Raw genomic sequence first — 12,343 nt, forward strand, 5'->3', positions numbered from 1 at the left:
TACCCACGAAAAAGTGGGGTTGCCATTCGACTATTCGAATGGCAACCCCACCATGTGCACCAGCTATCGGTTGATCATGACCGCTTGCATGAGTTCAGACTGGCGGCGATCGAACCACTTGCCACCCAAATGCACGCCACCGATCAGCATCCCGACTCCGAGCAGGAGTCCAATACCCAGTGCGATGAACCCTGCGACCTGCGACTGCGTCGTCCAGGAAATCACAGCCGGGATGATCACTGGAATCAGCAGCACTGCCATGAAACCCATGGTGCCCATCTGGGTCAGCGCTACACGCAGGCCGTTGCCCGGAGGTGTCTTCATCGGGTTCTCGCCCGGCAGCGGCACGGCGTAGGTGTAGCGTGCCGAGACAACGGATGAGACGCCCAGCGATACCAGGAACGCGGCAAGCGACAAGCCCAGATCACTTGGCAGACGCCACAGCTGGTCGGACAGGATGGCAGGAAGCGTTGCCGCCAGCAGCAGCGGGAAGATGCCGATGGCGAAGCAGGCCATGACGCGTCCAGCCCGGTCGGCCTTGCCCGATACCCCCGTCAGCACATGCAGGGCGAAAGCGGTGTTGTCATAGGAGACATCGGCGGAGATCGCGAAACCCATCAGGATGCCGATCAGCGGGCCGAGCGCGAACATCATCGTGTACTCCCCCGACTGGCGTCCGGCGAACCAGAAGATCAGCGGCAGCATCGGCACCATCAGGATGCTCAGCGCGTACCGCGGATCCTTGAACCAGTAGGTCAGCGAGCGTGCCGCCACGGCTCCGGTGGGAGTTGCCGGCAGCAGCTTGAAGAATCCCAGCCCGCGGGCAGTGGCCGCACGCTGTTGCGCAGGGGGCGCGACGGTCGCGGCCCCGGTAGCCCGGACCAGCAGCAGATACAGGCCCACCAGGTAGACGACTCCCAGCACAGCGCACAGCGCCAGCTGCGCCATGTTCCCGGTGGCCAGTGCCCCAGGCAGGGCGGCGAAGGCGCCGAGCGGCGTGTAGGCGAGCACCGCGGAGATCGGGTTGATCCAGTCGGCGATGCTCTCCGCCGCGGCGAACACCGACGACAGCAACGGCCCGAGGGAGACCAGCAGCAGGAAGAGCAGGGCGAAGGTCAACTCGCGGAAACGCCGCTTGGAGCGCAGCGCAGTGGCCATGATGGTCAGGTACTGGCAGACCAGCACCGCCATGATCGCGGTGGCAACCGTGCTGACCATGGCCAGGGCGAGCACCGCCGGATCCAGCCGCCACATCATGGAGGCGCCCAGCAGGCCCAGGAAGGTCAGCACGGCGGGCACCGAGATGAACCCGGCGAGCACCAGCGCGGGGGCCAGCACCTTGGTATCGATGCCGAAATGCACAAAGCGGGCCGGCTCCAGCGTCAGGTCGACACCGGTGAGCAGCGGAGGAATGACCGCCCAGCCCAGCACCACGGCCGAGCCGATGATGATGGTCAGCTGGCCCGGGAACGGGTTCTGCTCCGCGGTAGCCCAGCTCGCCCCGGAGAGCAGCACGACCATGCCCAATGCATAGAGGCCGCCGATGATCACCGCGACCAGCTGGCCGGTGGACCGCTTGAAGCCGTTGCCCAGCAGACGGAGTTTCAGTTGGAGGATGTGCGCAACCATGACAGCCCCTCGTTCGTAGCTCGTCCGCCGACCAGGTCGACGAAGCGTTCTTCCAGGGACTTGCCGGCGCGGACGTCGTCGACGGTTCCCTGGGCCTTGAGCACGCCGTCGGCGATCACCGCGACGTGCGTGCACATGCGCTGGACCAGGTCCATCACGTGCGAGGAGACGATGACGGTGCCGCCCAGCTGGACGTAGCCGTTCAGGATGTCGCGGATGTTCGCCGCGGAGACCGGGTCGACCGCTTCGAAGGGCTCGTCGAGCACCAGCAGGTTCGGCGAGTGGATCATCGCGGTGGCCAGCGAGATCTTCTTGGTCATGCCCGCGGAATAGTCGACGACGAGCTTGTCGCCGTCCTGCGTCAGGTCCATGACGCGCAGCAGGTCTTCGGTGCGGACCGCGACTTCCTCGCGGTCCATGCCACGCAGCAGGCCCGAATAGGTCACCAGCTGGCGGCCGGTCAGCCGGTCGAACTGGCGCACCCCGTCGGCCAGCACCCCGAGGGTGGCCTTGGCCGCGTGCGGGTCCGCCCAGATGTCGATCCCGTTGACCAGCGCGGAGCCCGCATCCGGGCGCAGCAGCCCGGTGGCCATGGAAAGCATCGTGGTCTTGCCGGCGCCGTTGGGCCCGACCAACCCATAGAAGGAGCCGGCGGGAACCTGCAGGCTGACGTTGTTCACTGCGACCTTGGCTCCGAACTGCTTGGCCAGGGAGCGAATATCTAGTGCGATCGGATTCATGCCTCGAGCCTAGCAACAGCCCAAGTCATCCATCATCATCCTTTTGAATTAATCCGCGATCGACAAAGGGCGCCGATGCCTCACGAGAATACTTCTCGAGGTGCACCGGCGCCCTGGGCGTTGGCGTGGAACCGCGTTTGCTAGAAGAGCACGCGGGCCAGCTTCTGGCGCGAGGCGGCGACCCGCGGATCGTTCGTGCCGATCACCGCGTAGAGCTCGACCAGGCGGCGGCGGACGCGTTCGCGGTCCTCGTCGGCCAGTCGGGCCACCAGCGACACCAGGCGGGAGAAGGCATCCTCCACATGGCCGCCGACGATGTCCAGGTCAGCCACGTTCAGCTGGGCGTTCAGGTCGTCGGGGTTCGAGGCCGCCTCGGCGCGGGCCTGGTTCAAATCAAGGTTCTGCGTACGCGAAAGCAGGCGCACCTGATAGAGGCCCACCTGGGCTTCGTGGTCGTTCGGCTTCTCGTTCAGGGCCTGCATGTAGGCGGCCTCGGCGGCGGCGTAGTCGCCCTCCTCGATGGCGTCCACTGCCTTCTGGTGCAGCGGCGGCAGCGCAGGCTCCGCAGGGGCTCCGGCGAACGGAGGCACGGTGCCGCCCAGCCCCTGCTGCGCGGCCAGCTGCTCCAGCTGCCCGAAGACCTGCTCGATCTGCTCCTCGCCGGCCGGGCCCTGGAACAGCGGCACCGGCTGGCCGTTGACCAGCGCGACCACCAGCGGGATCTGCTGGGCCTGGAAGGCCTGGGCGATCTGCGGGCGCGCCTCGGCGTCGACCAGGCCGAGCACGAACTTGCCGCCGCGGGCGTCGACGAGCTTGCGCAGCGAGGCGTCCAGCTCGGTCGAGGCAGGCACGCGCGGGGAACCGAGCGACACGATGGCCGGAACCCGCTGGGACAGGCCCACGAACTGCTGGAATGCCGCTTCGTCCAGCTCCATGGTCCAGGTCGCGCCGGCTTCCGGCGCAGTCGCGTCGGTGGCCTGCAGGCGGTGCGAGGACAGCGCGCTGAGGTCCACGGCGCCGCGGGACGATGGGATCGTTGGCTCTTCGCTCACGGTTACTTCACTTCCTTCACGTTCAGCAGCACTACCTCGGCCGCAATCAGCTGAATCTTATCCTCCGAGCCCTCGGCCGGCAGGTAGAACATGACCGGTTCGGCGTAGTTGATTTCCACGTCGCCGGTGGAGCTGGCCTTGCCCAGCAGCTTCTTGGTCAGCTCGTCAGTGCCCTCCAGCGGATCGGAGTCCTCGGTGCGCTCGAACACCGCGCGCTGGTTCAGCTTACCGGTCACGATCGCGCCGCCGTCGGGGGTGGAGACTACGCGGGTGTCGCCCTCGGTCACGGTGCGCGCGTACTTGACCTTCGCCTCGTTCGCGTTCTGCGACTCGGTCTTCTGGCCCGCGTGGATGGCCTTGATGAACTCGGACTCGGCGAACTTGTCCTTGTTCTTCGACTTCTCGTTGGTCAGCACGTCGGCCAGCGACTTCAGCGCGTCCTTCGGGGTCTGCTGCAGGCCCTTGGCGTTCGCGTCCAGCTGCTTGATCGACGGGTCGCCGACGGCGATGCCCGGGAAGCTGGCGCCGGGCAGCATCTGCTCGGCGAAGATCACCTGGTAGTTGTCGCGGGCGGTGGCCTGCACCAGGGTCAGCGCCTGCGGCAGGGTCTCGGCGTCCGAATCCTTGGCGGTCACCACGGTGATCACGCGCGGGAAGCTGGCGTCCGAGGTGTTGGGCACGGCGGCCGAGCGGATCACCGAGGTATTCAGGGTCAGCGGCTTGGCGACCTTGATGTCGTCGTTCAGGATGTCGTAGCGGCTGGAGCGGATGTACTTGAACGCGCCCGCTGCACGGGATTCGAGCAGCTTCTTATCGCGCTTCTCATCGGCGTTGCCGATCTGCTTCTGCACATCGCCCAGGATGCGGGTCAGCTGCTCCTCGGTGACCACCGGGAAGGCGGTCGGCTCGGCCTCGGCCGGGGCGGATGCCTCGGCGGACTCGCTGGCCTGCTCGGTGGCGCTCGGCGAAGCGCTTTCGGTGGCGTTCTGGGCCGGCGACTGCGAGGCGTCCTCGGACGGGGCCATCGGCAGGGCCACGCCGGAGACGGCCAGCGCGACGACGGCCACGGCGGCCACGGAGTTCTGGGTGGTGCTCTTGGCCTTGGCCGGTGCGGCGGCGCCTGGCTTTGCGGTGCGCATCACCAGCAGCGCCAGCCCGAAGACCAGCAGCAGCGCGCCGGCGATGATCAGCGGCAGCGCGAACGGCATAGCTTCGTCGTTGGCGTAGGTGACGGAGATGTCCACCGGGGCGGCGTCCTTGCCGCCGGCGGCCAGCAGCAGCGACCAGTCGCCGGTGTCCGGGGCGGTCCAGCGGTAGGTCATGGTGCCCTGCGCGGTCTGCGAGTCGAAGAAGATGTCGGCGTTCTTCGGATCCGGCGCGGTGGCGTCGCCCTCGACGAAGTTGGCCTGCATCTGGTGGTTTTCGGTGTCGATGCCGGTGACGGCTGCGTGGGCGGTCTTGCCTACCCAGGCCTCGACGTCGTAGCTGCGTCCCAGCGAGGCGGTGAATTCGCCCTCGCCGCTGATGACCAGTTCGACCGGGGCGAGCTTTTCGGAGTTCACGCTGGATTCAATCAGCGTCAGCGGGGCCTTGCCGTCGAACTGCGGCATGGTAGCGGTCACCGTTTCGGGCGGAGCCCAAAAGGTCTTCTGCCCGATGCCGACAATCAGGGCCGCGGCCCCGAGCAGCATCGCGATCACGGAGATTACTTTTCGCACGATTTCACCTATTCACCTACGTCTCACAGCTGTACTATCCCCAGTCTAACGAGTCCGGTGCCCGCATGGTTCCTGCCACTGCCTGTGAACTGCCTCAATCGCCCAAGTCCGCGGTGTCTTTGGGCACACCGAAAAGCCGTTTGCGCGGTATGCTCGGTGCCATGCAGTCAGATCAGCCGCACGAGCCACACGAGCCAGCTCCGCACACCGGCCAGATCCCCTCCGCCGCGGGGGAATCGGACGGCCGGCAGAACCCGTCGCCGGCCGATCCGCTGCACCAGCTTCCCCGTCGCCAGCACCGCGACCCTGACGCTGAATCCGCCGCTGAGCATCCGGCGCCTGATACCGCATCAACTCCGAGGGTTCCCGGGACGCAGCCTGCGGCCCCGCGCGGCGAGTCCCCCGCCCCAGCCGAGAAGGCTTCGCTGCGCCGCCGGCTCGCCCGGCGTCTGACGGCCATGCTGAACACCCCGCGCCACGATGCGCTGGGCGAGGTGCCTTATGACGACCAGGGCGCACCGGATCCGATCCCGGCGCTGCACCCGATCGCCATGGGCTTCCTGGGCACCACCGGCGTGGGCCTGGCCCTGGGCGGATACTACGTGCTGACCAATGTCGGATCGCTGCTTACCTGGATCGCGATCGCGTTGTTCATCGCGCTGGGACTGGACCCGGTGGTGCGCTGGATGGTCTCGAAGGGGCTCAGCCGTCCGCTGGCGGTGACCGCCACGATGTTCGGCATCCTGGCGCTCTTCGGCGGATTCATGGCGCTCATCATCCCGACGCTGGTCACGCAGATCACCTCGTTCATCACCGATGCGCCGACCATCATCAACAACTTCCTGAGCAGCGACTGGCTGGTGCAGATCGACCGCCAGTACGCGTTGACGCAGCGGCTCGACGACGAGGTCAACCGATTCTTCGGCGACTCCGGCGCGATCACCAACGTCTTCGGCGGCGTGCTGGGCGTCTCGCAGACCGTGGCGCAGTCGATGTTCGGCATCCTGATCGTGCTGGTGCTGGCGATCTACTTCCTCGCCTCGCTGCCCGCCATCATGGCCTTCGGGCTGCGCCTGGCCCCGCGTTCCAAGCGCGAACGCGCCGGCGAGCTGGCGGTGCGCATCACCAGTTCGGTCGGCAACTACGTGATGGGGCAGGCCACCGTCGCGTTCCTCAATTCGCTGGTGGCGCTGCTACTGATGACGATCCTGGGCGTGCCGTTCGCGGCGCTGCTCACCTTGCTGGTCGCGGTGCTGGCGTTCATCCCGCTGGTCGGCGGGGTCATCGCCGGCATCCTGGTCACGCTGGTGACGCTCTCGCTGGGCTGGCAGACGGCGCTGATCTACGCGCTGTGCTATTTCGGCTACCTGCAGCTCGAAGCGTACTTCGTCTCGCCGCGCATCATGCGCCGCGCGGTGGCGGTGCCCGGCGCCGTCGCGGTGATCTCCGTGATCGCCGGCGGCACCTTGGCCGGGGTGACCGGAGCCCTGATGGCCATCCCGGTCGCCGCCAGCGCGATGATCCTGCTGCGCGAGGTGTTCATCGCCCGGCAGGACCGACTCTAGGAATTCCCTGCGGCTGTCCTGCGGCAGCTAGTACTTGTAGGAGCGGGTTTCCCAGCAGCGCGGATGCCAGTGGCGCCGGGCGGTGGCCGCTGCGTCGTCCCCCGACCAGTGATCCGCGCGCCAGGCTACCAGGTGCGCCACTCCCACGGTGATCTGCCGGTGGCAGCCCGGGCAGGTGTAGGTCTTCTGGGCGTTCAGCGGGGAAATCTTGCGCACATGCCACTGGCCGTCGGGCGCGTCCTGCAGCATGACCACCCCGTAGCGGGCCCGTTGCATCCAGTCGTCCTCGCGGCGCGCCGACCCGAAATCCGCCTCGGAGTCGGCCTCGTAGCGCGATCCTCCGCCGGAGGCACCCCGGGAATTGCCTCGGGGTTTGGACTGGCGGCGGGGGCGGTTCGAACGTGGCATGTCATTAATCATGCCGTATCCCGGGCGCGTGCACCGCACGCACCTAGTAGAGTGTGTCAGGTGCGTTTAGTGGTTGCGAAGTGTTCAGTAGATTACGAAGGCCGCCTGCGGGCCCACCTCCCATTGGCTACCCGCCTGATCATGGTGAAGGCCGACGGCTCGGTGCTCATCCACTCCGACGGGGGCAGCTACAAGCCCCTGAACTGGATGAACCCGCCGCTGACCCTGCGGGAAGGCTCCCCCGACGAGGAGGCCGCCGCACTGGGCTCGGTGACCACCTGGACCGTGGCCAGCGCGAAGACCGACGACCGGCTGATCATCCAGTTCCACTCGATCGAGCACGACTCGGCCCACGAGCTGGGCAACGACCCGGGCCTGATCAAGGACGGCGTGGAGGCCGACCTGCAGCGCCTGCTGGCCGAGCAGATCGAGCTGCTGGGCGCCGGGCACAAGCTCATCCGCCGCGAATACATGACCGCGATCGGCCCGGTGGACATCCTGGCCCGCGACGGCGAAGGCGCCACCGTAGCCGTGGAGCTCAAGCGCCGCGGCGACATCGACGGCGTGGAGCAGCTGACCCGCTACCTGGAGCTGCTCAACCGCGATCCCCTGCTCAAGCCGGTCTCCGGGGTGTTCGCCGCCCAGCAGATCAAGCCGCAGGCCCGCACCCTGGCCGAGGACCGCGGCATCCGCTGCCTCACCCTCGATTACGATGCAATGCGCGGCGTCGATGACTCGGAGGGCCGTCTCTTCTAAGCTAGGAGCATGACTGCTTCGCGCTTAGTACTGTTCGCCACCCTGGTCTCCGACGGAATGAAGGTCACCGATGGCGCACTGGCCATCGAAGATGACCGCATCGCCTTCGCCGGCAACCGCGACGACTTCCTCGCCAAGGAGGACGCCGGCCAATTCGCCGTGCATCCGGTGCCCGAGGGCGCCGTCCTGATCCCCGGACTGATCGACTTGCACTGCCACGGCGCGGTGGGCGCCGATTTCGCGGCCCCGGAGCACCAGGCGGTCACCGAGGCCCTGGGCTACCTGCACAAGGCCGGCACCACCACCTTGCTGGCTTCCCTGGTCACCGCCGATCGCGGCGCCATGGTGGAGGCGGCGGAAATCCTCGCCGAATTCGCCGAAGAAGGGCTGATCGCCGGCATCCACGCCGAAGGGCCGTTCCTCTCCGAGGCGCGCTGCGGCGCCCAGGACCCGCGCTTCCTGTCCAATCCGCAGCCCGAGTTCGTCGACGAGCTGTTCGCCGCTTCACGCGGCCAGCTGCGCACCATGACCTACGCCCCGGAGCTGGAGGGCAGCGAGGAGCTGATCAGCCAGCTGGTTTCCTACGGCGTGGTCCCGTCGCTGGGCCACACCAACGCCACCGCCACGCAGACCTCCGATTCGCTGCTGTTCGCCCGCGAGCAGCTGCGCAGCGCCGGCGTGGACGGCTTCACCGAGAAGCCGACGGTGACCCACCTGTTCAACGGCATGCCGCCGCTGCACCACCGCGAGCCCGGTCCGGTGGCCGCCTGCCTGGAGACCGCCCAGCGCGGGGACGCCTACGTGGAGCTGATCGGCGACGGGGTGCACCTGTCCCCCGATACCGTGCGCCTGATGTTCAACCTCGTGCGCGCCCGCAGCATCCTGCTGGTCAGCGACTCCATGGCCGCCACCGGGCTGGCCGACGGCAGCTACTCGCTGGGCCCGCAGGAGGTCAAAGTCGCCGACGGGCAGGCGCGCTTGGCCACCGACGGCTCGCTGGCCGGCGGCACCGCCACGCTGCTGCAGATCGTGCGCGAGACAGTGGCCGCCGGCATCCCGCTGGTGCAGGCCGTCTACGCGGCCACCGTGAACCCCGCCTCGCTGATCGGGCTGGCCGACGAAGTCGGCTCCCTGCATTACGGCTTCGCCGCCGACGTGCTGGTGCTCGATGCCGAGCTGCAGCTGGTGGAAACCTTCCGCAAGGGCCAGCTGCTCTAGCCGCAGCGCCGTCCGCATGATGCATCGGGCCCGCCGCCTCGGAACCAGCTTCCGAAGCGGCGGGCCTTTGCCGTCTGCCTCCAGGACCGCTGACGGCATAAAAAAATCCCGCTCCGGGCGGCCGTTCCACGAAGGGAACGGCCGCCCGAAGGCGGGATCAGAAGTTTTTGTCTAGATCTGCCAGGAGCCGGCAATCGGCCCTGCTTCGAGCCAGGACGAGAACCCGGTATAGTCCCGGTAGTCCATCGCCAGCAGCAGGGGTTCGCCGTTGCGGGTCAGCTCGACGATCACGAAGCCCGGCGGAATCCGCAAGGCCTCCTGCTCGTCGGCGCGACGCCACCCCGTGACATCCAGCCCGCGGCGCTCGACCACGAAGCTGGGGATCGGCGAGACAGAGAAAAACCGCAACAGATCCACATGTCCGCCGCCGTAGCGGCCGATCACCATCATCCACTTGCCCTTGGGCGTGAGGATGGAGGCGTCGAAGGTGCCCAGCGTGCGCCGCAACTGAATGCGGCGCACGGCCATGGCGCCAAAAAACATGACGATGCCGGCTAGAACCAGCAGCGCTATGAGAACTGGTGCGGTAATCTCAATCAATTCATCGCCTACGCTGCGTTTTCCAGAACAGCGTTGTCAGCAACGATCACGACGCGATCCGAGTCGACCGAGAAGAACCCTCCATCGATCTGGACCGTGAAGCGGGATGCGGAAACCGGATCGATTTCCAGATCCCCAGCGGCAAGCACCGACAGCATCGGGACGTGACCGGGCAGAACTCCGATCTCGCCGTCTACCGAACGAGCCTTGACCAGCTTCGCCGGGCCGGACCACACGAAGTGGTCGGCCGCAACGATTTCGACCTGAAGTTCGGCCATCGTTACTTGCTGGCCTTCTGGATCTCAGCCCACTGGCGCTCGACGTCGTCCAAACCACCGACGTTGAAGAACGCCTGCTCTGCGATGTGGTCCAGGTCGCCATCGCAGATGGCGGTGAAGCCCTCGATGGTGTCCTTGATGGAAACGGTCGAACCCTCCACACCGGTGAACTGCTTTGCGGTGTAGGTGTTCTGCGACAGGAACTGCTGGATACGACGTGCACGTGCCACGACGACCTTGTCCTCTTCGCCCAGTTCGTCGATGCCGAGGATCGCGATGATGTCCTGCAGTTCCTTGTTCTTCTGCAGGATGGCCTTCACGCGGATGGCCGTATCATAGTGAGCCTGACCGATGTACTGCGGATCCAGGATTCGCGAGGTCGAGGTCAGCGGATCGATTGCCGGGTACAGACCGCGCGACGCGATTTCACGCGACAGCTCGGTGGTTGCGTCCAGGTGGGCGAAGGTTGCCGCCGGAGCCGGGTCGGTGTAGTCATCGGCCGGGACGTAGACTGCCTGCATCGAGGTGATCGAGCGGCCCTTCGTCGAGGTGATGCGTTCCTGCAGCAGGCCCATTTCATCGGCAAGGTTCGGCTGGTAACCCACGGCGGAAGGCATGCGGCCCAGCAGGGTCGACACCTCGGAACCGGCCTGGGTGAAGCGGAAGATGTTGTCGATGAACAGCAGCACGTCCTGGTTCTGCACATCGCGGAAGTACTCCGCCATGGTCAGAGCGGACAGTGCCACGCGCAGGCGGGTTCCTGGTGGCTCATCCATCTGGCCGAACACCAAGGCGGTGTCCTTCAGAACGTTGGCCTCGTCCATTTCGACCCAGAGGTCGTTGCCTTCACGGGTGCGCTCGCCTACGCCGGCGAATACCGAAGTACCACCGAAGTTACGTGCAACACGGGTGATCATTTCCTGGATCAGCACGGTCTTACCCACGCCTGCGCCACCGAACAGACCGATCTTGCCACCCTTGATGTAGGGGGTCAGAAGGTCGATCGACTTGATGCCGGTTTCCAGCATCTCGGTCGAGCCCTCAAGATCGGAGAACTTCGGTGCCTGGCGGTGGATTGGCCAGCGCTCGGTGACCTGGATCTCCGAGTTGTCAACGTCCAGGGCGTCGCCCAGCACGTTGAAGATGTGGCCCTTGACGCCGTCGCCAACCGGGACGGAGATCGAAGCGCCGGTGTCCTTCACGGCTGCACCGCGGACCAGGCCGTCGGTGGCCTGCAGCGATACTGCGCGAACCAGGCCGTCACCGAGGTGCTGGCTGGTTTCGAAGGTGATGGTCTTGGTTACACCGTTGAGGGTCAGCTCAGCGGTGAGTGCGTTGTAGATTGCAGGCAGTGCATCGGCAGGGAACTCGACGTCCACGACCGGGCCAATCACGCGGGCAATACGACCGGTGGCCCCTGCGGTAACCTGCTCGTTGAGTTGGGCAGTCATCTTTCTCACTTCTTGTCTGGTAGGAGGTTTCGGCTAGTCGTTCAGCGCGTCTGCGCCGGCGACGATTTCCGAAAGCTCCTGGGTGATTTCAGCCTGACGGGCGTTGTTACGCAGTCGCGTGTACTTCTTGATCAACTCGCCGGCGTTGTCGCCTGCGGCCTTCATCGCGCGCTGACGTGCAGCGAGCTCGGAGGCTGCGGCCTGCAGCTGGGCGTTGAACAGACGCGAATCGATGTAACGCGGCAGCAGTGCGTCCAGCACTTCCTCCGGCGACGGCTCGAATTCGTACAGTGGCAACAGCTCGTCGGTAGGAGTCTCGGTTTCACCCTCGACAACCTCCAACGGCAACAGACGGATAACCGTCGGTTCCTGCGTGACCATCGACTTGAACTGGGTGTAAACAACGTGGATCTCGTCCACGCCACCCTGCTCGTAATCGTTAGCGAAGTCCTCAAGGAGGATTTCGCGCAGCTCGCGTGCGGTTTCAAATTGCGGGGAATCGGTGTTCCCGGTCCACACTCGGGCGTACTCGCGCGAACGGAAATCGAAGTAAGCCTGGGCCTTGCGGCCGACCAAGTAGGTCTTGACTTCCTTGCCATCTCCACGCAGGAGTTCCACGAGGTGCTCTGCCTGCTTCAGAACGCTGGCGGAGTAGGACCCGGCGAGTCCGCGGTCCGAAGTCATCACCAGCACCGCGGCACGGCGAACATTCGCCGGTTCCGTGGTCAGCGGGTGTTCAACATCGGCCTGGGACGCGACGGCGGTAACTGCACGGGTGATCGCATTGGCGTACGGCAGCGAAGCCGAAACACGGCTACGTGCCTTGCCGATGCGGGATGCAGCGATCAGTTCCATCGCCTTGAAGATCTTGCGCATCGACGAGGTCGAGGCAATCTTCTGGCGGTAGACCCGAATCTGGGCTCCCATG

Annotated in this window: 12 protein-coding genes; 3 read left to right on the forward strand and 9 right to left on the reverse strand. The window is 66.1% G+C overall.

Features of this window, described 5'->3' with window-relative positions; all coding sequences use genetic code 11:
• Positions 1-63: 63 nt before the first annotated feature.
• The 4 genes from ATC04_RS11740 to ATC04_RS11755 all read right to left on the reverse strand — a co-directional run bounded on the left by ATC04_RS11740 (position 64) and on the right by ATC04_RS11755 (position 5,139).
• Complete coding sequence (locus ATC04_RS11740; RefSeq protein WP_047118759.1) at positions 64-1,629, reverse strand: hypothetical protein; 1,566 nt, start codon at positions 1,627-1,629, stop codon at positions 64-66.
• A complete protein-coding gene (locus ATC04_RS11745) occupies positions 1,605-2,369 on the reverse strand; it encodes an ABC transporter ATP-binding protein (protein ID WP_047118758.1) in 765 nt (254 codons plus the stop codon). The genes ATC04_RS11740 and ATC04_RS11745 overlap by 25 nt, the downstream gene beginning before the upstream one ends.
• Positions 2,370-2,509: 140 nt before the next feature.
• Positions 2,510-3,421, reverse strand: a complete 912-nt coding sequence (locus tag ATC04_RS11750; RefSeq protein ID WP_047118757.1) for a tetratricopeptide repeat protein — start codon at positions 3,419-3,421, stop codon at positions 2,510-2,512.
• A gap of 2 nt (positions 3,422-3,423) precedes the next feature.
• Complete coding sequence (locus tag ATC04_RS11755; protein WP_152666809.1) at positions 3,424-5,139, reverse strand: hypothetical protein; 1,716 nt, start codon at positions 5,137-5,139, stop codon at positions 3,424-3,426.
• A 161-nt stretch (positions 5,140-5,300) separates the two neighbouring features.
• Here ATC04_RS11755 and ATC04_RS11760 point away from each other — a divergent pair, with 161 nt between their 5' ends.
• Positions 5,301-6,704: an AI-2E family transporter gene (locus ATC04_RS11760; protein WP_082124043.1), complete on the forward strand. Its 1,404-nt coding sequence runs from the start codon at positions 5,301-5,303 to the stop codon at positions 6,702-6,704.
• A 27-nt stretch (positions 6,705-6,731) separates the two neighbouring features.
• On the opposite strand, the gene ATC04_RS11765 is transcribed toward ATC04_RS11760, so the two are convergent.
• On the reverse strand, positions 6,732-7,112 hold the full coding sequence (locus ATC04_RS11765) for a hypothetical protein (protein ID WP_047118755.1): 381 nt from the start codon (positions 7,110-7,112) through the stop codon (positions 6,732-6,734).
• A 60-nt stretch (positions 7,113-7,172) separates the two neighbouring features.
• On the opposite strand from ATC04_RS11765, the gene nucS reads away from it, so the two are divergent.
• On the forward strand, positions 7,173-7,868 hold the full coding sequence (nucS, locus tag ATC04_RS11770; RefSeq protein ID WP_047118754.1) for an endonuclease NucS: 696 nt from the start codon (positions 7,173-7,175) through the stop codon (positions 7,866-7,868).
• Positions 7,869-7,877: 9 nt separating this feature from the next.
• Complete coding sequence (locus tag ATC04_RS11775) at positions 7,878-9,086, forward strand: N-acetylglucosamine-6-phosphate deacetylase (RefSeq protein ID WP_047118753.1); 1,209 nt, start codon at positions 7,878-7,880, stop codon at positions 9,084-9,086.
• 171 nt (positions 9,087-9,257) lie between these two features.
• On the opposite strand, the gene ATC04_RS11780 is transcribed toward ATC04_RS11775, so the two are convergent.
• From ATC04_RS11780 to ATC04_RS11795, 4 genes are read right to left on the reverse strand one after another with little or no spacing between them, the layout of a single operon-like run.
• On the reverse strand, positions 9,258-9,686 hold the full coding sequence (locus ATC04_RS11780) for a DUF2550 domain-containing protein (RefSeq protein ID WP_052772306.1): 429 nt from the start codon (positions 9,684-9,686) through the stop codon (positions 9,258-9,260).
• An 8-nt stretch (positions 9,687-9,694) separates the two neighbouring features.
• Entirely contained in the window at positions 9,695-9,964 is a 270-nt protein-coding gene (locus ATC04_RS11785) for a F0F1 ATP synthase subunit epsilon (RefSeq protein ID WP_047118752.1), read from the reverse strand.
• A 2-nt stretch (positions 9,965-9,966) separates the two neighbouring features.
• A complete protein-coding gene (gene atpD, locus ATC04_RS11790; RefSeq protein ID WP_047118751.1) occupies positions 9,967-11,415 on the reverse strand; it encodes a F0F1 ATP synthase subunit beta in 1,449 nt (482 codons plus the stop codon).
• A gap of 33 nt (positions 11,416-11,448) precedes the next feature.
• A complete protein-coding gene (locus ATC04_RS11795; protein WP_047118750.1) occupies positions 11,449-12,342 on the reverse strand; it encodes a F0F1 ATP synthase subunit gamma in 894 nt (297 codons plus the stop codon).
• Position 12,343: the final 1 nt, after the last annotated feature.

This window comes from Arthrobacter sp. YC-RL1, from assembly GCF_001454985.1.
GTDB lineage: Bacteria > Actinomycetota > Actinomycetes > Actinomycetales > Micrococcaceae > Glutamicibacter > Glutamicibacter soli.

Excerpts from the sequence above, each read along its gene's own strand:
- ATC04_RS11775 (WP_047118753.1), top strand. The coding sequence starts at position 7,878 with ATGACTGCTTCGCGCTTAGTACTGTTCGCCACCCTGGTCTCCGACGGA.
- ATC04_RS11745 (WP_047118758.1), bottom strand. The coding sequence starts at position 2,369 with ATGAATCCGATCGCACTAGATATTCGCTCCCTGGCCAAGCAGTTCGGA.
- ATC04_RS11760 (WP_082124043.1), top strand. The coding sequence starts at position 5,301 with ATGCAGTCAGATCAGCCGCACGAGCCACACGAGCCAGCTCCGCACACC.
- atpD (WP_047118751.1), bottom strand. The coding sequence starts at position 11,415 with ATGACTGCCCAACTCAACGAGCAGGTTACCGCAGGGGCCACCGGTCGT.
- ATC04_RS11795 (WP_047118750.1), bottom strand. The coding sequence starts at position 12,342 with ATGGGAGCCCAGATTCGGGTCTACCGCCAGAAGATTGCCTCGACCTCG.
- ATC04_RS11740 (WP_047118759.1), bottom strand. The coding sequence starts at position 1,629 with ATGGTTGCGCACATCCTCCAACTGAAACTCCGTCTGCTGGGCAACGGC.
- ATC04_RS11765 (WP_047118755.1), bottom strand. The coding sequence starts at position 7,112 with ATGCCACGTTCGAACCGCCCCCGCCGCCAGTCCAAACCCCGAGGCAAT.
- ATC04_RS11785 (WP_047118752.1), bottom strand. The coding sequence starts at position 9,964 with ATGGCCGAACTTCAGGTCGAAATCGTTGCGGCCGACCACTTCGTGTGG.